The organism is Psychrobacter sp. SWN149 (assembly GCF_015864565.1).
Classification (GTDB): domain Bacteria; phylum Pseudomonadota; class Gammaproteobacteria; order Pseudomonadales; family Moraxellaceae; genus Psychrobacter.
Genome location: NZ_JADYWX010000009.1, coordinates 56383 through 74820, shown reverse-complemented (window position 1 = coordinate 74820; position 18438 = coordinate 56383). Strand labels below are relative to the sequence as shown.

At 45.1% G+C, this 18438-nt stretch carries 16 protein-coding genes; 11 read left to right on the top strand and 5 right to left on the bottom strand.

All coding sequences use genetic code 11. The features are described 5' to 3' along the window. Window positions 1-29 precede the first annotated feature (29 nt). Window positions 30-551 (bottom strand): peptide-methionine (S)-S-oxide reductase MsrA, encoded by a 522-nt coding sequence (msrA, locus tag I6E86_RS13185; RefSeq protein WP_197177845.1) that lies wholly within the window; start codon window positions 549-551, stop codon window positions 30-32. A 272-nt stretch (window positions 552-823) separates the two neighbouring features. Here msrA and cmoA point away from each other — a divergent pair, with 272 nt between their 5' ends. The 3 genes from cmoA to I6E86_RS13170 all read left to right on the top strand — a co-directional run bounded on the left by cmoA (window position 824) and on the right by I6E86_RS13170 (window position 3958). After that, window positions 824-1609, top strand: a complete 786-nt coding sequence (gene cmoA, locus I6E86_RS13180) for a carboxy-S-adenosyl-L-methionine synthase CmoA (protein ID WP_197177844.1) — start codon at window positions 824-826, stop codon at window positions 1607-1609. Between the two features lie 50 nt (window positions 1610-1659). Further along, window positions 1660-2718, top strand: coding sequence for a tRNA 5-methoxyuridine(34)/uridine 5-oxyacetic acid(34) synthase CmoB (cmoB, locus tag I6E86_RS13175; RefSeq protein ID WP_197177843.1), 1059 nt, complete (start codon window positions 1660-1662; stop codon window positions 2716-2718). A gap of 112 nt (window positions 2719-2830) precedes the next feature. Continuing rightward, complete coding sequence (locus tag I6E86_RS13170; RefSeq protein ID WP_197177842.1) at window positions 2831-3958, top strand: DUF1176 domain-containing protein; 1128 nt, start codon at window positions 2831-2833, stop codon at window positions 3956-3958. 46 nt (window positions 3959-4004) lie between these two features. On the opposite strand, the gene I6E86_RS13165 is transcribed toward I6E86_RS13170, so the two are convergent. After that, window positions 4005-4223, bottom strand: coding sequence for a DUF2788 domain-containing protein (locus I6E86_RS13165; RefSeq protein ID WP_194365234.1), 219 nt, complete (start codon window positions 4221-4223; stop codon window positions 4005-4007). A 601-nt stretch (window positions 4224-4824) separates the two neighbouring features. Between I6E86_RS13165 and argS the strand changes: the two genes are divergently transcribed. From argS to I6E86_RS13150, 3 genes are all read left to right on the top strand, one after another. Next, window positions 4825-6654, top strand: coding sequence for an arginine--tRNA ligase (gene argS, locus I6E86_RS13160; RefSeq protein WP_197177841.1), 1830 nt, complete (start codon window positions 4825-4827; stop codon window positions 6652-6654). Between the two features lie 87 nt (window positions 6655-6741). Further along, on the top strand, window positions 6742-7539 hold the full coding sequence (locus I6E86_RS13155; RefSeq protein ID WP_197177840.1) for an SPOR domain-containing protein: 798 nt from the start codon (window positions 6742-6744) through the stop codon (window positions 7537-7539). A 131-nt stretch (window positions 7540-7670) separates the two neighbouring features. Continuing rightward, window positions 7671-8765, top strand: coding sequence for a PTS transporter subunit IIC (locus I6E86_RS13150; protein WP_227680660.1), 1095 nt, complete (start codon window positions 7671-7673; stop codon window positions 8763-8765). 98 nt (window positions 8766-8863) lie between these two features. Here the strand turns inward: I6E86_RS13150 and I6E86_RS13145 are convergent, their stop codons facing one another. From I6E86_RS13145 to clpP, 3 genes are all read right to left on the bottom strand, one after another. After that, window positions 8864-9850: an SDR family NAD(P)-dependent oxidoreductase gene (locus tag I6E86_RS13145; protein WP_227680659.1), complete on the bottom strand. Its 987-nt coding sequence runs from the start codon at window positions 9848-9850 to the stop codon at window positions 8864-8866. 352 nt (window positions 9851-10202) lie between these two features. Continuing rightward, a complete protein-coding gene (gene clpX, locus I6E86_RS13140; protein ID WP_194365238.1) occupies window positions 10203-11477 on the bottom strand; it encodes an ATP-dependent Clp protease ATP-binding subunit ClpX in 1275 nt (424 codons plus the stop codon). A 109-nt stretch (window positions 11478-11586) separates the two neighbouring features. Then, window positions 11587-12261, bottom strand: coding sequence for an ATP-dependent Clp endopeptidase proteolytic subunit ClpP (gene clpP, locus I6E86_RS13135; protein WP_413786491.1), 675 nt, complete (start codon window positions 12259-12261; stop codon window positions 11587-11589). Between the two features lie 862 nt (window positions 12262-13123). Here clpP and I6E86_RS13130 point away from each other — a divergent pair. The 5 genes from I6E86_RS13130 (at window position 13124) to I6E86_RS13110 (ending at window position 18411) form a co-directional block, all read left to right on the top strand. After that, entirely contained in the window at window positions 13124-14209 is a 1086-nt protein-coding gene (locus tag I6E86_RS13130; protein ID WP_197177838.1) for an urease accessory protein UreD, read from the top strand. 140 nt (window positions 14210-14349) lie between these two features. Continuing rightward, window positions 14350-14652, top strand: a complete 303-nt coding sequence (gene ureA, locus I6E86_RS13125; RefSeq protein ID WP_057761815.1) for an urease subunit gamma — start codon at window positions 14350-14352, stop codon at window positions 14650-14652. A 50-nt stretch (window positions 14653-14702) separates the two neighbouring features. Next, window positions 14703-16892 (top strand): urease subunit alpha, encoded by a 2190-nt coding sequence (ureC, locus tag I6E86_RS13120; RefSeq protein ID WP_197177837.1) that lies wholly within the window; start codon window positions 14703-14705, stop codon window positions 16890-16892. 107 nt (window positions 16893-16999) lie between these two features. Then, a complete protein-coding gene (gene ureE / locus I6E86_RS13115; RefSeq protein WP_197177861.1) occupies window positions 17000-17638 on the top strand; it encodes an urease accessory protein UreE in 639 nt (212 codons plus the stop codon). Continuing rightward, on the top strand, window positions 17638-18411 hold the full coding sequence (locus I6E86_RS13110; RefSeq protein ID WP_197177836.1) for an urease accessory protein UreF: 774 nt from the start codon (window positions 17638-17640) through the stop codon (window positions 18409-18411). The genes ureE and I6E86_RS13110 overlap by 1 nt, the downstream gene beginning before the upstream one ends. Window positions 18412-18438: the final 27 nt, after the last annotated feature.

The following is an 18438-nucleotide window of genomic DNA, read 5'->3' as shown; positions in this document are numbered from 1 at the left end:
TTTAAAACGTATAAGATGGCTTTCAGTGTTTAATCCACCATATATTGACTGAACTCTTTGCGCAATTTGATAAGCTTTGGCGGTATGGCAAAGTTGCAATACCCTTGTCCTGGATTTTTATTAAAGAAGTCTTGATGAGTCTCTTCTGCTTTATAAAAATCAATGGCAGGATGTACTTCTGTGACTACGTTCACGCCCATGTCGCGTAGTTTATTGATGGTACGGTCAACCGTTGGTTTTTGATCTTCGTCAGTGTAGAACACCACACTACGGTATTGACTGCCCACATCATTGCCTTGACGGTCTTTGGTGGTGGGGTCATGAGTGACAAAGAAGGCATCTAAAATCACTTCGAGCGGTACGATAGAGTCATCAAACTCGACTTTAATCACTTCGATGTGCCCTGTCGTTCCGCTACAGACATCTTCGTAATTGGCAGAGACAGCGTCACCGCCCATGTAGCCTGAGACGACAGATTGTACGCCTTTAACGGATAAAAACACGGATTCGGTGCACCAGAAGCAACCGCCGCCTAAGATAATGGTTTGCATAATTTTTCCTATTATTATAGATATGAGTTAAGGGCTATATTTGGTAGTAATGTGTTCGTTTTTCAATGCTTCTTTTAAACGCCTCACTACCTTCAGCCCTATTTATTCAGCTTAGCAGGTGAGCCAAACACGATAAGTAACAAACAGTAATGTTATAATGGGCTTTTGCTACGTTTCTTGGTTTGCAATCAATAATGACGAGCGAAACTACCAAGCAAAAACCACCACATATTTCCTAATTTAAGTTCTATTATCCAAAAACGAGCCACCCCATGAGCCAATCCAAGCCTACTACCAAACATGACACCCTATTTGACAAACCGTTTACCACACCGCTGGATAAAGCGTCGCGCTTTTCTTTTGATGAGCAAGTAGTGGCTTGTTTCCCAGATATGATACGCCGTAGTGTGCCCGGTTATGGTCAAGTGCTGGCCATGCTACCCATATTTGCTCGTCGTCACTGTAAGTATCGCCAGCAAGATGATAATGGACAACGCGTTAGCCGCATTTATGATTTGGGCTGCTCGCTTGGCGCCGCGAGTATGACGTTGGCAGGCGAATTTGACCCGCAGGACTTGCAGATTAAGGCGATTGATATCTCACCGGCGATGACGACAGAGGCGACCACGTTACTGAGTGAGAACTATCCTGAGCACGATATCGAAGTAATTACTGCAGACATTCGCGATGTGACGCTTGAGCCATGCGATATGGTGATTTTGAATTTGACGCTACAGTTTTTGCCAGCGGCCGATAGAGTCGCGGTACTAGAAAAGATTTATGCGGCATTAAGTGAAGGCGGTATATTGGTATTAACCGAAAAAACCCACGCGTTTGATGAGCAGTATGATGCATGGTTGGTTGAGCGTTATTATGACTTTAAACGTGCCAATGGCTACACCGAAATGGAAATCAGCGGCAAACGCAATGCATTAGAGAATGTCCTTATTACTGATACCTTAGATGAGCATCATGCACGTTTGGCGCAAGTTGGTTTCAAACGTCATCTGACGTGGTTTCAGTTTTTGAACTTTGTTTCTATTGTGGCGTTTAAATAATCCTTACTTTTAACACAGTTATTTCTCAATCAACACGGTATCCTGCTTTTATGCTCAACGACACTATTATCAACGCCGAACGCGAACTGTATTTAACCTTGCTAGAGCTGGCGCAACAGCAGCCGATCGCTTATGAGTGGCTTAAGCAATTACCCACTTGGCTAAATGCGATCAAAGACAAAGCCAATTATGCACATGCACCTGCCTATCAAGCGTCAGTCGCTCGTTTGCCAAACTTGACCGTCAATAATGTCGATCTAAACAGTAATACATTGACGATTGAGGCAGATCTAAATGAGTCTCAGCGCAAACAAACAACAGCACTATTAAAGCAGTTGATGCCATGGCGCAAAGGGCCATTTCAGATTGGCGGTCAAATCGGCGATGATGAGTCAGGTATTAAGATCGATACCGAGTGGCATAGTGATTGGAAATGGAAACGTGTTGCGCCGCATTTAAGTAGATTGGACGGTCGCCGCGTATTGGATGTGGGCGGTGGCTCTGGTTATCACGGCTGGCGCATGGCAGGTGCTGGCGCGGATACGGTTATTATTATTGATCCGTCATGTTTGTTTTATCATCAGTTTATGGCGATTCGTCATTTTGTTGGTGCGGCAGATGCTCATGCTCATACCCATGACAGGGGCCGTTATCGCACGCATTATATTCCTGTACCGCTAGAAGCACTGCCTGAGCACAGCCAGTTGTTTGATACCGTATTTAGCATGGGCGTGCTTTATCATCGCCAGTCGCCTTTTGAGCATCTGCAGCAGCTCAGAGGTCAGTTGGTCAAAGGCGGTGAATTGGTACTTGAGACGTTGGTGATTGAAGGCGATGCCAATACCGTACTGGTACCACACGACCGCTATGCGCAGATGAATAATGTGTATTTCTTACCGTCAGTGGCAGCATTAATTGGTTGGCTAGAAAAAGCTGGATTCTCAGAGGTGCGCTGCGTCGATGTAGCGGTCACCTCGACGGAAGAGCAGCGCAAAACGGAATGGATGACCTATCATTCGCTAGCAGACTTCTTGGATCCTGATGACTCGACTAAGACCATGGAAGGCTATCCTGCTCCCATGCGCGCAACACTGATTGCCAAAAAATAGCTTTTCAGGGTAGTAGAGATACCATCAGTCAGCATAAACAGTCGCCAAAATAAATGACAGTCATAACAGATATCAGTCGATACCAGCTGCAATCAAACAAGGGTGAGAGATTATGAAAACAGTAATGGCTTTGATGACGATTGGTTTGTTTTCGCTACCCGCTGTGGCATCAGATGCGTATGGCGATCCCTTTGAAGGCTGGGGTTTTGTCAAAGATGATTGGCAAGTGGTTTGCGACAACACGCTGACCTGCCGAGCAGCAGGATATGCAGGTGAGGAGCAGTGGGATACGCCAGCCACTATTTTAATGACTGCTATACCCAAAAAGGCTTTGCCCACGGGTCTGGTTCAGCTTTTACCAGAGGCTTCAGAGAAAAGCCAAAACAACGTTACGCTTTGGCTAAATGGTAAAAACTATGGCCGCCTGCAACCAAGTTCGGACGGCGGTCTATACGATTTAACAGCTAAGCAAACTAACAGCTTGATCAATAGTGCTCGCTTGAATACTAAAATAGAGATAAAAGCAAGTAGCGACAGTTGGACGGTCAGCGACAAGGGTATGGGCGCTGTGCTGCTAAAGCTGGATGAGGTACAAGGAAGAGTGGGCACACCGATCGCATTGGTCAGTAAAAACAGCATGCACAAGCAAACACCCAAATCTGCCAAGCCAAAGCCAATTATCAAAAAAGCATTTTCGTATTCAGAAAAAGACAATAAGACATTATCTGCAGCAAAACAGGCGTACTTTCAGGCCAATATAAACAGATGGATAAATATTGATGATGAGCAGTTTGTAGGATCTGAAAATACGACGGGGAACTGTGAGCTTATAAATCCTAAAAGTGAGACTTCTATAAACTTTGCAAAATATGCTGGCAACAGTTCTGGTTGGGACTTTATCCCTATTGATGCCACTCATACTTTAGCTGTCCATAGCTGCTGGATGGGTGCTTACAACGCAGCTAGCGGATATTGGCTTATAGACAATGCAAAACCTCGTAACCCTCAGCTAATTACCACCGCAGGCAATGATTATTTTGAAGGTGAGATTTCGGCCAATCATAAAGATAGAGGCATTGGCGACTGCTGGAACAGCAAAACATGGGTGTGGAATGGTACCACCTTTGCAAAAATGGCAGATGCTAGTACAGGCATGTGCAAAGGCTTTGCGGGTGGCGCATGGGACTTACCCACTTATGTGAGCGAAGTCATTGAAGGCAATCGCACAAGTGATAAATAGCCATAGGCTTTATATAGTCGTTTCAATGTAATTTATAAAAGATTAACTATATCAGCCATCTTTTAAACGCTACTTCTAGTAATATTTTTAGTAGAAAGCCCACAAACCCTGCACCCAGCGCTAAAAATATCCAAAAGGTACCAGCGCGCCCAGCTTCAGATTTTTTAGAGATATCCCATACGATAAAGAACAGAAAAGTGATAAAAATAGGCAACAAGACATATAGTCCCCAACTGGTGACGGTACTGGCAGCAATCGCAAACATGGCATAATCCTATGTAGTAGTCACGCATCTTCTATATTTAGAAGCGTCATACAAACGGTGATTATAACGCGGAAGTACGCATGTATAAACTACTGCCCAGTACGAGGCAACAGTAACGCTACAATTGACAAGACAATCAAATCGCTAATGCTTGAGGGTTAACATCGTCTTAGGTTTATGTATTCAAAAAAAGGCGTCAATAAGGCTTTTCCTTGTTCTAGGGCGTGTCTTCAATTCAAAAATGGTAATAAAAATGAGATAAATTGCCGTCAAACAAGGAAAATAGCGCAGATAATATCGGGATATTAACCAGATATTTGACGATGTTTGGCAAGACTTAGCCATTTTTAGCCCATTGAGATGACTATCGAGTGAATTGAAGACACGCCCTAGCTGCTAAGACGAATTGCCATAACGATAAGATTTTAGTGCTAATTTTGGCGCAAATAGTGCAATAACGTGCAAAGATTGTTATATTTACAGGTTACTTATCTTTTTACACCCTTCTATCCCTACAATGTCGGTTGCGATTATCATCAGCCGTTATCGACTGCTCGCATTCATACCGTTTTGTTGTTTATTTAATTGAGTTCAAATCCTTATGTCACAAGCCCAAATTGATACGCTTGCATCACTATTCAATGATGCGATTAAAACCTTACAAGCAGATGGCACGCTACCAAGCGATTGGCAGAATAACAGCCAAATCACTCGTACCAAAGATCTAAGCCACGGCGATTTTGCCAGCAACATCGCCTTGACTGCGGCGAAAGCGGCCAAAGCCAATCCACGACAGCTTGCCGAAAAAATCGTCAGCGCACTGCCTGAGAACCAAGATATTCGCCAAGTAGAAATCGCAGGGCCAGGATTTATCAATGTGTTTTTAAATGCAGAAGCCAAGTTTTCGGTATTAGACGATATTTTCACCTTACAAGATCGTTTTGGTTTGAGTAATCAGTTTGATGGTCAAAAAGTCCAAGTTGAGTTCGTCTCTGCCAACCCAACGTCGAGCTTGCACGTCGGTCATGGGCGCGGTGCGGCGTTTGGCATGAGCGTGGCCAACTTACTAGAAGCAATCGGCTACGATGTCACGCGTGAGTATTATGTCAATGACGCGGGCCGTCAAATGGATATTTTAGCGACCAGTACGTATCTGCGTTATTTAGAAGCCAATGGCGAACAAGTGACCTTTCCGGTCAATGCTTATCAAGGCGACTATGTCAGCGATATCGCCCAAACGGTCAAGTCACAACATGGCGATAGCTATGTGCACAGCTTTGCAGATATCGCAAAAGATGTGCCAGAAGATGCTCAGTTTGAAATCAATGCTGACGGCGAAAAAACGCTGGTCTCTGGTGATAAAGAAGCGCATATTGATGGGCTAATTGCCAATAGTAAAGCGTTGCTTGGCAATGGCTATGAGCTGTTTTTAAATGCTGCATTGAGCAGTATTTTGGCGGACATCAAAGACGACTTAAATGACTTTGGCGTGAGCTATGAGTGCTGGTTTAGCGAGCGCTCTATCGAGAGCGAGATTGCGCCTGTCCTACAGATATTGGACGAAAAGGGCTACTTATACGAAAAAGATGGCAATATCTGGTTTAAATCAACTGATTTTGGTGATGAAAAAGACCGTGTTGTACGCCGTGCCAATGGTCAGTCAACGTATTTTGCTTCTGACATTGCCTATCATAAAAATAAATTCGATCGCGGCTTTGATAAAGTCATTAACGTGTGGGGCGCCGACCATCATGGTTATGTCCCACGTGTAAAAGCAGCGTTAACCGCACTGGGTATTGATGCCGAACGCTTAGACGTGGTGCTCGTACAGTTTGTAGCACTATGGCGCGGTTCTGAAAAAGTACAAATGTCATCGCGTTCTGGACAGTTTGTGACTCTGCGTGAGCTGCGAGCAGAAGTCGGCAATGATGCTGCGAGATTCTATTATGTGGCACGTAAGCCTGAAGTGCATGTGGACTTTGATTTAGAGCTTGCCAAATCACAGAGCAAAGACAATCAAGTGTATTACATTCAATATGCGCATGCGCGTGTTTGCCGCGTGCTAGAAAAACTGGCAACCTATGACTTAACAGTAGATGATGCCGTTGGTTTGGCACATCAAAACCTGCTCATTGCACCAAATGAAGATGAGCTGATTAAACTGTTGGCAGGCTATCCTGCGACACTGTTACGTGCAGCGACCGGTTATGAGCCACATGTCTTGACCAACTACCTAAAAGAGCTAGCGGCATTGTTCCACGGCTGGTATGACAGCAATCGGATTTTGCCGATGAGTTTGACCTCTGGTGACACGCCAAGTGCTGACGAGCTGGACTTAATGCAAGCCCGTCTACGCTTGTCTAAAGCCACTAGGCAAGTACTGGCAAATGGGCTTGGTCTGCTAGGTTTGTCTGCACCGTCTAGCATGTAGTAGCCATTTAACATATAGAATGAGTATAGACAGCTGATAGCAGTAATTCGATGATGACAGTTAAATTCAGTAGGGAGAACGAGATCCATGCTAGCCAAAAAACCTAAAGGTGCAACCGAAAAGCGCAAATCCAGTAGCGTATCAGGCTTATTGTGGATGTTTGTTGGGGCCGTATTGACCCTTATGATTGGGGTATTTATCTACCTCTCACCATTATTCAATTTCAGCCCTGCTGATGGTAGCGCCGACAATGATCCTGATCGTCAAGTGCAGCCACGTGTGGATACCGATACCGATAATGGCGATTATGAGTTCTACGATATTTTACCCAATCAAGAGATGGCAACGATTCCTGATGAAGACATCGCTGACATTGATAATGATCGAATAGGTGATATCGGCGCGTTTGAGCCAGACGTTGTGGTGACACAGCCTGATGCGGCAGGCACCAGCGTTACAGAAGGTACGGGTGGCTCTGAAAGCGCGGCGGGTGAGTCGGGCAGTGGTAATGCTGCGGGCGACGATATCGTTGTCGTTGAAGAAGATGCGACATACGACGGCACGCCACCTGCTAGCACCAGTAACGCGACAACCCGCAATAATAATGCAGGCGCAGGGACGGCGAGTGTTCAAGCAGCCAAACCTGCGGCGACCTATATTTTGCAGATCAATAGCTTTAGTGATGCAGACGAGGCAGATCGTCGCCGTGCGCAAGTACTGATGGCAGGCGTTGATGCTCGTGTGGTCAAAAACACGACGGGCAATGGCTTACCTATCTATCAGGTCATCTCTCGTCCACTGAATAACCGTCAAGCAGTGACGACCGCACAGCAACGTCTACAAAACAATGGTATTGATTCTATCATCGTTGAGCAGCGCCGTTAGAGTCAGCAGTTTGCAGTTGTGGTATTTATCAATAAAAAAAGCGTCGTCATGACGCTTTTTTTATCGCTTTATTTTGTCAACAAGCTTTCTAATTGTTTTGTCCCATCAAAATATTCACGAAGAGTATGGTTATGACCGTATCTAACTCAGTAACACCGCAAATAGGTATTATTAAAGCATTCTTTCAGAAGTATTTTATCGATGCATTTACTGGTATGGCGTTAGGCTTGTTTGTCACGCTGATTGCTGGACTGATAATCTCGCAAATCGGTGGCTGGTTCGATTTGCCCGCATTGGTCGCTGTCGGTAAGCTTGCCTCCATATTAATGGGCGCAGGTATCGGCGTAGGTATTGCTTACTACCTAAAAGCGCCAACGTTAGTCATGCTCAGTTGTCTAGTGGCAGGTATGCTTGGCGCGCATTCCGAGGCATTAATGGCAGGGACGCTTTTCACCCCACAAGTGGGTGGACCTGCAACCTTTGTAGCACTGCCGGGTAACCCGATAGGGGCATATTTGACATCTGTATTCGCTTATCGCGCTGGCACTTGGATTGCTGGCAAGACTAAGCTTGATATTTTACTCGTGCCGCTACTGGTATGCGGCGTTGCGCTATTGGTCTGTGCGTTACTGAATCCACCTATTGTGGCAGGGGTCGCTGCTATCGGACAGGGTATTCATGCAGCGACTGAATTACAGCCACTATTAATGGGTATTGTCATTGCTGTGGTAGTTGGTATTTTATTGACCCTTCCAACGTCGAGTGCCGCCATTTGTATTGCGATTGGACTTGGTGGGTTGGCTGGCGGGGCAGCAGTGGTTGGCTGTGCCGCGCATATGATTGGCTTTGCGGTTGCCAGTTTCAAGGACAATGGCGTGAGTGGGGTGATATCTCAGGGATTAGGCACTAGCATGCTACAAATCCCCAATGTACTAAAAAAGCCGATTGTTCTATTGCCTGCCGTTATTGCTAGCGCGATTGTTGGCCCTATCGCGACTGTCGGGTTTGGGTTAGCTTGTACGGCGACAGGTGCGGGCATGGGTACGGCTGGTTTGGTCGGTGTATTTGGGGTCATTGAAGCATCACAAGAAATCATGAGCACAGGTCAGCTATGGACGGCGATTATCTTATTAATGTTTGTGTTACCTGCGCTGATTGCAGGATTGGTTGCCTATATCATGCGCCGTATGGGCTGGTTGGTCGCAGGTGACATGAAGCTGCCCTAATATACGGGAAACTCAATCCACATGCCTTAGCCAACCTTATGAAAACCAGACAAAAAGCCTAGCTACGATAATAGCTGGGCTTTTTATATGTGAACTCTTTACTTAACGGTCTTTAGTTTTTTATGACGACGAGGCTTTAGTTTTAGAGACAATTGATGAAAATCGTTTAGTATTTGGCTGTAGTGAGAGGGGAAGACGCGTTGGATCGCATCAATCATCTTGGCATCATTACCAATCAAGCAGCGTTGCTGATTGGTTGCTGCTGCATGCAGGATAATCCAAGCCGCTTGACTGGCATCGAACTTTAGAAACTTATTAAAACTTCTGATGGCTTTGGGCCCAGTGCTCATGCCAATATCATGGATGCTGTCATTGCCACGCGCACTGTTGGCAATATTCGTTTTGATACCACCTGGATGGATACAAGTGGCTGATACGCCACAGTTCTGAATATTTAGCTCTTGGCGCAAGCTCTCTGTGAAGCCGCGTACGGCAAATTTGCTTGAATTATAGGCGGACTGCGATGCCTGAGCAGTCAGACCAAAGAGACTTGAGATATTGATGATATGACCATGCTCACTAAACTGGCTTTGTTTAACGCTATTTTTAATCAAAGGTAAAAACGCTTTGGTGCCATATACCACGCCCCAAAAGTTGATGTTCATCACCCATTCAAGCTCACTAATACTACTGCCTTCAACGGTGGAATAAAGCGCGACGCCTGCATTGTTAAAAACAAAATTTACCTTGCTATGCTCTGCCATCACGTTATCAGCCCATGCTTGCACTGCTTTATTGTCTGACACATCCAGTACGGTCATAGTGACATTGACATCATAACTGGCAAGTAACTGTTTGGTCGCTGCTAGCTGTTCAGGATTGATGTCAGATAGCGCAACATGACAGCCCATTTTTGCTAAATGAATCGCCAACTCACGCCCCATACCAGAGCCGGCCCCTGTGATAGCAGCGACATGATTTCGGTAGTAAGAGGCAACGTCCGACTCATCTAAGGAGGCATGAGATGAAGAAAATGGCAGATGCTGGCGTAATGAGGTTGCCATAGCGGTCACAGGGTTCAGCATAATAAACAATCCTTTGTATTATTAGTAGGGTCTGTTGAACATTCAAAGCTGGTGCTGGCAGTAGGATAAAGCTCGAAACAGACACTATCTACAGTAGCATGATTTGTGATGATGCTTACTCGCGATTGATAAACGCTGCTGTCATTTTATGATAGATACCTGTCACTTCAACTTAGGACATGCGCTAGTATTTGAGTCATCACAAGCTCGTACTAGCGTTATGCATAGTCAGGTCTTGATGGCTAAGTTGGTTAATGAGTCGGCATAAAAAAAGCGCCTTAGCTTATGCAGCCAGACGCTTTTTGTTGTCATCACTCATTAATCATAATGAATGATGTTAACGGCACGATAATTAAGAAATTTCAGGCGTTTTACCTTCATTGATGACTTGCTCATCAACCAATACCGTTTTTGCATTTTCCATAGAAGGCAGCTCGTACATAGTTTCAAGTAGCGCGTTTTCTACGATAGAGCGTAGACCACGAGCACCAGTTTTACGCTCCATTGCCTTCTTAGCGATGGCATCTAGTGCTTCTTGCGTAAAGCTAATCTCAGCACCTTCCATGTCGAACAAGTACTTGTACTGTTTTACCAGTGCATTCTTAGGTTCAGTCAGGATCTGTACCAATGCCGCTTCATCCAGCTCTTGTAGTGCAGCAAGAACGGGCAGACGACCAATCAGCTCAGGGATCAGACCAAACTTGATCAAATCTTCTGGTTCAACTTCTTGTAACAACTCTGAGCTACGACGACTGTCGTCTTTTGAGCTGACATCAGCATTGAAACCAATACCACCTTTTTCGGTACGTTGCTGAATGACTTTGTCTAGGCCAGCAAACGCGCCGCCCACGATGATTAGGATGTTGCTGGTATCGACTTGGATCAGCTCTTGCTGTGGGTGCTTACGACCACCGTGCGGCGGAATAGCAGCCACGGTGCCTTCGATTAGCTTGAGCAGTGCTTGCTGCACGCCTTCACCTGACACATCACGGGTAATAGATGGGTTGTCGCCTTTTTTACTGATTTTGTCGATCTCATCGATATAGATGATACCTTGCTCAGCTTTGGCCACATCATAGTCAGAAGCTTGCAGTAGCTTCTGCACGATGTTTTCAACGTCTTCACCGACATAACCTGCTTCAGTCAGTGTTGTAGCATCAGCCATCGCAAAAGGCACATCAAGCAGACGAGCTAAGGTTTGGGCAAGCAATGTTTTACCAGAACCAGTCGGACCAATTAGCAAGATATTACTCTTAGCCAATTCTACCATTGCATCATCAGCGCCGATCTTAGATTTTTTGCTGTCATTAGCCAATGTTTGGCTAACTTTTAGGCGCTTATAATGGTTATAAACGGCAACGGCCAATGCTTTTTTGGCAGCGTCCTGACCGATGACATATTCATCAAGTTTGGCACGCAGCTCTTTTGGGGTTGGTAGCTTTTTATTGATCCAAGAGGTATCGATATCGCTATCGTCATCGCCGTGCTCGGCACTGTCTGCGATTAAGTCAGTACATAGCTCGATACACTCATTACAGATATTGGCATCGTCAGCCGCAATCAGTTGCTTTACATCGCTTTTGGCTTTACCGCAAAACGAGCACTGCGGGGTGTTATCTTCTGCCATAAAAGGCGCTCCTAAAATTTAAAACTTACAAATATTTTGATTGTTTGCATCAATGCCAAAACGCATCGCGCTCAGGCAGTTGATACCCATCAAGGCTGTTATATGCTAATTATAAAGAAGTAGGGCGGCGCTCTAGCACTTCATCAATCAAGCCGTATGCTTTTGCTTCGTCTGCATCTAGCCAGTAATCACGCTCAACGTCTGTTTCGATTTTTTCTACAGTCTGACCTGTACGCTCAGCCAATATCTTGTTCAAACGTGCACGAGTTTTTAGGATTTCACGAGCGTTAATCTCGATATCTGTTGCTTGACCTTGCGCACCACCTGAAGGCTGGTGAATCATCACACGAGCATTAGCAAGTGCATAACGCTTACCTTTTTGACCAGCTGCTAACAAGAATGAGCCCATGCTGTAAGCACCGCCCATACAGATGGTCGATACTTCTGGCTTGATAAAGTTCATGGTATCAAAAATCGCTAAACCAGCACTGACTGAACCACCTGGTGAGTTGATATATAAGTGGATGTCTTTGTCTGGGTTCTCAGCTTCTAAGAATAGCAGCTGCGCGACGATTAGGTTGGCCATATGGTCTTCAACTTGACCAGTCAAAAAGATAACGCGCTCACGTAACAAGCGTGAAAAAATATCAAACGAGCGTTCACCGCGTGAAGACTGCTCGACAACCATAGGCACTAATGCAGCTTGGGTAGTTTGTACTTCTTTGTGCGCACTCATCAGCATATCAAAATGTGGATTGGCAGTGATGCGATCATAATCTGTCATAGAAACGTCCTATCGATAAATGTATAAAATAAAAAAGGATTGAATGATTTTATTGTCTGGTAGTTTTTGACTAATGGGTTGTTTATAAGGGGGCTGCGCTCACTATTCAAGCCTATAAAACCGGTTTGTGCATAAAATAGCGGAAAAAGTGACCCGCCTATATTTCTAGTACTCGTTGCTTGTGCTGAACATCTGCACCAAAAGCCAGTAACGAAAGTATGTCTAGAAACAGAGTGATACTATCTTATCTCTCATGAGATCGCACAGATATTGATAAGCGCATACGGATACAAATGGCGCAAATCATATGCGACCTTACTTTTTATCATAGAATACCTGATTAACAGCATTACAATCTACCTATCTTACTGACTAAGTCTGAGAATAATAAGGTATCTTATTCTTTTACTGATCAGGTATCACCATAAACTATCCAGTCAAAAGTTATACCAACAAAGTGCACTGTTATAGATAAGATGTACTGTTTTGGTGCAAGTAAACACTAAGCTAAGGGATAACTGACATCAAAAAACTGATGAGGTAAGGGTTAAAAATATATTGCTGTTTTCAATGTTGGATATAAATTGAGAAAAGAACAAGTAAATCAAAGTTTTGAGCCGATACGGTTAGTTCAATGATTATTTTCTATTCATAGTTGGCACGATGATTGTATCAATCAATATATTGACCCTTTATTTGTCGTTAGGCGCTACGTTCAATACGCTATTCGCGCTCTACGGCGCTGAGATTGTTTAGCTATTATTTTAGCTAAGGCTTTAAAGTATGACGTTGAACAAGATTTTGGGTGATGATAAACCGGTAAGATATTGGATTATGTTTAATTGGTACATGAGTATATAAAATGAGTTGGGCTTCTTCCTTAGCATTAAGTTTTGACAGCGTTAAACGCACGAGTACGGCCCAAGATAAGGCTGCCGATTCTAAGACGCGGCTATATCACCGCAAGCACACTGGTGCCTTAATGATACAGCGTGCCCTGTATCCTGAGCCGCGTGTGCAGCAGGGTATTTGTCATGTATTGATGCTATATCCGCCAGCAGGTATCGCAGGTGGTGATACGTTGGCTATAGACCTACGTTTAGATAGTGAGAGTCACGCTGTCATCACGACACCAGGGGCAGGTAAATGGTATGGCAAAGACAGTGTCAGCCAAAAAAGCAAAACCTCGCATCGACAGTCGCCCACACAAAGCGCTTGTGATAACACCATGCCAGTGAATCAGGGCAGTGTGCATAGTAATGATACTGACCAAATAAGCTCAGTGCCAAACGACATGGCTGAATATGCTAGTCAAAAGGTATACGCCACATTAGACACAGGTGCTCGCCTAGAATGGTTGCCGCAAGAAAGTATTATTTATAACGAAGCCAATATGCATGCGACGAGTCGCTTTGATTTAACGGACTCATCTAGCTTACTGACGTGGGAGATTAGCGTCTTTGGGCGGCAGGCCTATGATGAGCAGTTTTTGCAAGGCTATTACCATACAGGGCTGAATATCTACCGTGAAGGTAAAGTCATCGTTGCCGAACGTGTGGCACAGTCTGCCCAAAGTCGCTGGTTTACGTCACATTTAGGACTGGCAGCGCAGCATATCTATGGGTCGTTTTGGGCAGTGCCTAGTTTAAGTGACGTACACAATAAAACTTTATCCTCATCAAAAGTACGAGAAACGACGGAGACGGCGCAAGCGACGACCAAGCAAGCATTAACCCGTTATTTGGACAGTACGATACTGACTTTACGGCAAGCAATCGCTGAAGCAGGGCTACCTGTCTATTGCACCCATAATTATCAAGCGATTAATATCCGCTATATTGGCTCAGATGTGCGAGGCTGTTTTGAGGCGTTTTATCAGCTGAGAGAAGTCTTACGTAAGCACTGGTGGCAACTTGAGCCGTGTCGTCCACGGATTTGGGACACCTGATTTAGTGCTGTATTCTACTTAATTTATTATGACGTTACTCTGATATAAAAAGACACAATAGCCATTTTGGTTAAGGTATTAAACGTTTGAAGGTCGCTACTCTGCGACACAGAACATTATAAATACAATAAGGAAATTCCATGCATTTGACCCCGACAGAAAAAGACAAGCTCATGCTATTCACGGCTGGCATGGTGGCTGAACGCCGCAAAAACCGAGGTGTAAAACTGAACTATCCCGAAGCCATCGCTTATATCAGCATGCTATTGATGGAAGGTGCTAGAGATGGCAAAAGAGTTGCCGAATTAATGAGTGAAGGCGCTACCTATCTGTCGGCTGATGATGTGATGGAAGGTGTCGCAGAGATGGTAGATGAAGTGCAAATCGAGGCGACGTTCCCTGATGGCACCAAGCTGGTTACGGTACATAATCCCATCGTGTAGCACTGTTATATATAGCACTAAAATGATAACTATAAAATAAGGCGACTCCCATGCAAGCAGGCGAATACCATATTCAAGATGGCGATATCATCTTAAACCAAGGGCGACAGGTACAGACCATTAGTGTTAGCAATACTGGTGATAGACCTATTCAAATCGGCTCGCATTATCACTTTTACGAAGTCAATGATGCCTTAAGCTTCGAGAGAGAGCAGACGCGTGGTTATCGCCTGAATATTATCCCTGGTACAGCAGTGCGATTTGAGCCGGGGCAGTCACGTGAAGTGGAACTGGTCGCTTATGCTGGTAAGCAGGAAGTATATGGCTTTGCAGGGCGAGTGATGGGTGCCGCTAGCTTAGATGCAGTATCAGATAACAGAGATGCTGAAAACCCGCCAGTTACCTCGCAGAAAAAAGTGAGTCGGCATATTTATGCTGAGCATTTTGGTCCGACAACAGGTGACAAGGTTCGCCTAGCCGACACTGAATTGTGGCTACAGGTTGAGGCTGACTTAACGAGCCAATTGAGTACTGATACCGATCAAGCGGCGGCACTGAAAAATGGTGAGCAGGCTAGCAAACCTACCGAGATAAAAGGCGAAGAAGTTAAATTCGGTGGCGGTAAAGTCATTCGTGACGGTATGGGTCAAGGGCAACTACTGGGAGCCGACGTTGCCGATACGGTCATTACCAATGCGCTAGTCATGGATTATACGGGCATCTACAAAGCAGATATCGGTATCAAAGACGGTCGTATTAGCGGCATTGGCAAAGCCGGAAATCCTGATATTCAGCCTGCCATCGATATTGCGATTGGTGGTGCTACCGAAATAATAGCTGGTGAAGGCAAAATCCTGACAGCAGGCGGGGTTGATAGTCATATTCACTTCATAGCACCCCAGCAATGTGAGACAGCGCTTATGTCAGGCGTGACCACAATGCTTGGTGGTGGTACAGGGCCTGCACAAGGTACGCTCGCGACTACCTGTACACCAGGGGCTTATCATATTGCTTCAATGCTAAAGTCTACCGACAGTATTCCCATGAATATCGGACTACTGGGCAAAGGAAATGTGAGTGTACCAGAACCCATCGCTGAGCAAATAGAAGCAGGCGCAGTTGGACTAAAGCTACATGAAGATTGGGGTACCACTCCGCAAGCCATCGATAACTGTTTGAGTGTCGCTGAAGAGTATGATGTGCAAGTGGCGATCCATACCGATACTTTGAATGAAAGTGGCTATCTTGAAAGTACGCTAGCAGCGTTCAAGAATCGCTGTATTCACACCTTCCATACCGAAGGTGCGGGTGGTGGTCATGCACCCGATATTCTAAAGGCGATTGGTGAATCACATGTTTTGCCATCATCTACCAATCCAACTCGTCCTTATACTGTTAATACCATTGACGAGCATCTCGACATGCTGATGGTCTGCCATCACCTAAGCCCTGCTATCGCTGAAGATGTCGCCTTCGCTGAAAGTCGTATTCGCCAAGAAACCATTGCTGCAGAAGATATCTTGCATGATTTGGGCGCGATTTCGATGATGAGTAGTGACTCGCAAGCCATGGGGCGAGTGGGTGAGGTTGTTATTCGTACGTGGCAAACTGCGCATAAAATGAAAGTGCAACGAGGACATCTAGCACCTGATGCAACAGCAACCATAGAGGATGAGCAGCAGTTCATCACGCTGACGGACTATGACCAAAGCGCGGACAACGATAACTTCCGTATCAAACGTTACATCGCAAAATATACGATAAATCCTGCTATTACTCATGGTATCAGCGATATGGTCGGCTCTATCGAGGTGGGAAAATGGGCAGATATGGTGCTATGGTCGCCCAAGTTTTTTGGGGTAAAGCCTGAATGCATCATCAAAGGCGGGCTTATCGCTGCTGTGCCGATGGGCGATATTAATGCCTCTATTCCCACCCCGCAGCCCGTACATTATCGTCCTATGTTTGCCACGTATCCAAAATCAGTTGCCCAAACCAGCATTATCTTTATGTCGCAAGCAGCTATCGACAAGCAAGTGGATAAGCAGCTTGGACTGACCAAAGTCATTCAGCCAGTACACGGTATTCGTAGTATTCGCAAAAGTGATATGCGCTTTAATAGCTACTGCCCTGATATGGATATTAACCCTGAGACTTATGAAGTACGTGCCGATGGCGAGATGCTAACCTGCGAGCCTGCTGACATATTACCCATGGCGCAGCGCTACTTTTTATTCTAAGCACTTTTTATTCTAAACACTTTGTTATTCCAAGTGTTTTATTATCCTACGTATTGTGAGTTTTACGCCTTAATAGTTTGAGCAATAACAGCCAGAGTATAATAATGATGAAGATATTTAATACCCGTTTAAATGCCCCAAATGACGCTCAAAAAATACAATTAGCAAAACAGCATCAAACCGATGACTATCTACTTTTAGATTTTGATACTCGCCAGCATTCTCGATTTAAAGCCACCACTGTTTCAGGTGAGAGTGTCGGTATTGACTTACCTCGGACAGGTACTCTCAAAGGTGATGATGTGCTAATCAATGAAGCAGGCGAGTTGATTCAGGTTATCGCTAAGCCTCAGGTCGTTACCAAAGTTACTGCTGATGATGTTTTTACGTTGATGAAAGGCGCATATCATTTAGGCAATCGACATGTGCCACTGATGTTTGACCAAAGTTTTGACCACGGTGATGCAGGCTACGCGTTATATTTTGAAAACGATCATGTACTTGCGCAAATGTTAGAGCGTCTTGGATTGCGTGTTGAAGATGCTTCAGTACCGTTTGAACCTGAAACAGGGGCATATCAGTCAGGGCAAGGGCATTCACATGGCCATTCTCACTCACATGCGCATGCGGATTCAGGTAGTGATTCAAACAGTGACTCGCATAGCCATTCGCACAGTAATAAGCACGAACACAGCCATAGCCACGAACACAGCCATCATGATGAGACTGTAGGGCAGCCAAAGTGATGGTTGATACCAATGCCCAGTCTGCTCAGCCGGACCAACTTGGACAGCTGCTGATGCTGGCATCGAGCAACTTACCCATCGGTAGCTATACCTATTCGCAAGGTGTTGAGTCAGCGATTGAGTCAGGCGTAATCTCTGATGAAGCCAGCACGCTGGTATTTATGCAGGACTATCTAGCGCTTGCTGTTATCGGCTACGAGCTGCCTATATTAGGGCTAATAATGCTCGCACTTGGTCAAGGTAATGATGTGCTAGCCGCAAATCTGGCACACGATTATCATGCCAGCCTAGAGAGTAAAGAGTTTGTGCTTGAGTCTCAGCAACTGGCTCAAGCAATGGTGTCTTGGCTCAATGAAGTGCTGAGCCTTGGTATACCTGCTGAGATACCTGAAGACGGATACTTGCCACTTTTTGCTCATATTGCACAGCACTGGCAGCTACCATTGGCACAATCAATGACCACGTATGGCTTTGCCCAACTAGAGAATATGGTGTTGGCTGCGGTTAAGACGGTACCGTTAGGACAGATGGCGGGTCAGCGTATCCTGTGGCAATTACAAAGCGATCTGGGTGCTCAGATTGATGCCGTTAGCACTAACATACAGCATACTTTTGATACATTGATGACATCGCCAGATTCGCTTAAAGAGCAAGACTGTCAGCAGTTGTGCCAAGACCTCTATGAAATACTCAATATATCGAATAACTTGCCCAATTTGGCTATCCTCTCAAGTATGCATGAGGAGCAGTACAGTCGATTGTTTCGTTCATAACTACACGCTTATTTCTATTTATACTTA

What these genes read in the sequence shown, in the direction of transcription:
- I6E86_RS13170 (WP_197177842.1), top strand. Translation starts at nt 2,831, where the DNA reads ATGAAAACAGTAATGGCTTTGATGACGATTGGTTTGTTTTCGCTACCC.
- clpP (WP_413786491.1), bottom strand. Translation starts at nt 12,261, where the DNA reads ATGACAGATTATGATCGCATCACTGCCAATCCACATTTTGATATGCTG.
- msrA (WP_197177845.1), bottom strand. Translation starts at nt 551, where the DNA reads ATGCAAACCATTATCTTAGGCGGCGGTTGCTTCTGGTGCACCGAATCC.
- cmoB (WP_197177843.1), top strand. Translation starts at nt 1,660, where the DNA reads ATGCTCAACGACACTATTATCAACGCCGAACGCGAACTGTATTTAACC.
- I6E86_RS13130 (WP_197177838.1), top strand. Translation starts at nt 13,124, where the DNA reads ATGAGTTGGGCTTCTTCCTTAGCATTAAGTTTTGACAGCGTTAAACGC.
- ureE (WP_197177861.1), top strand. Translation starts at nt 17,000, where the DNA reads ATGAAGATATTTAATACCCGTTTAAATGCCCCAAATGACGCTCAAAAA.
- I6E86_RS13110 (WP_197177836.1), top strand. Translation starts at nt 17,638, where the DNA reads ATGGTTGATACCAATGCCCAGTCTGCTCAGCCGGACCAACTTGGACAG.
- argS (WP_197177841.1), top strand. Translation starts at nt 4,825, where the DNA reads ATGTCACAAGCCCAAATTGATACGCTTGCATCACTATTCAATGATGCG.
- I6E86_RS13145 (WP_227680659.1), bottom strand. Translation starts at nt 9,850, where the DNA reads ATGCTGAACCCTGTGACCGCTATGGCAACCTCATTACGCCAGCATCTG.
- ureC (WP_197177837.1), top strand. Translation starts at nt 14,703, where the DNA reads ATGCAAGCAGGCGAATACCATATTCAAGATGGCGATATCATCTTAAAC.
- I6E86_RS13150 (WP_227680660.1), top strand. Translation starts at nt 7,671, where the DNA reads ATGACCGTATCTAACTCAGTAACACCGCAAATAGGTATTATTAAAGCA.
- cmoA (WP_197177844.1), top strand. Translation starts at nt 824, where the DNA reads ATGAGCCAATCCAAGCCTACTACCAAACATGACACCCTATTTGACAAA.
- clpX (WP_194365238.1), bottom strand. Translation starts at nt 11,477, where the DNA reads ATGGCAGAAGATAACACCCCGCAGTGCTCGTTTTGCGGTAAAGCCAAA.
- I6E86_RS13165 (WP_194365234.1), bottom strand. Translation starts at nt 4,223, where the DNA reads ATGTTTGCGATTGCTGCCAGTACCGTCACCAGTTGGGGACTATATGTC.
- ureA (WP_057761815.1), top strand. Translation starts at nt 14,350, where the DNA reads ATGCATTTGACCCCGACAGAAAAAGACAAGCTCATGCTATTCACGGCT.
- I6E86_RS13155 (WP_197177840.1), top strand. Translation starts at nt 6,742, where the DNA reads ATGCTAGCCAAAAAACCTAAAGGTGCAACCGAAAAGCGCAAATCCAGT.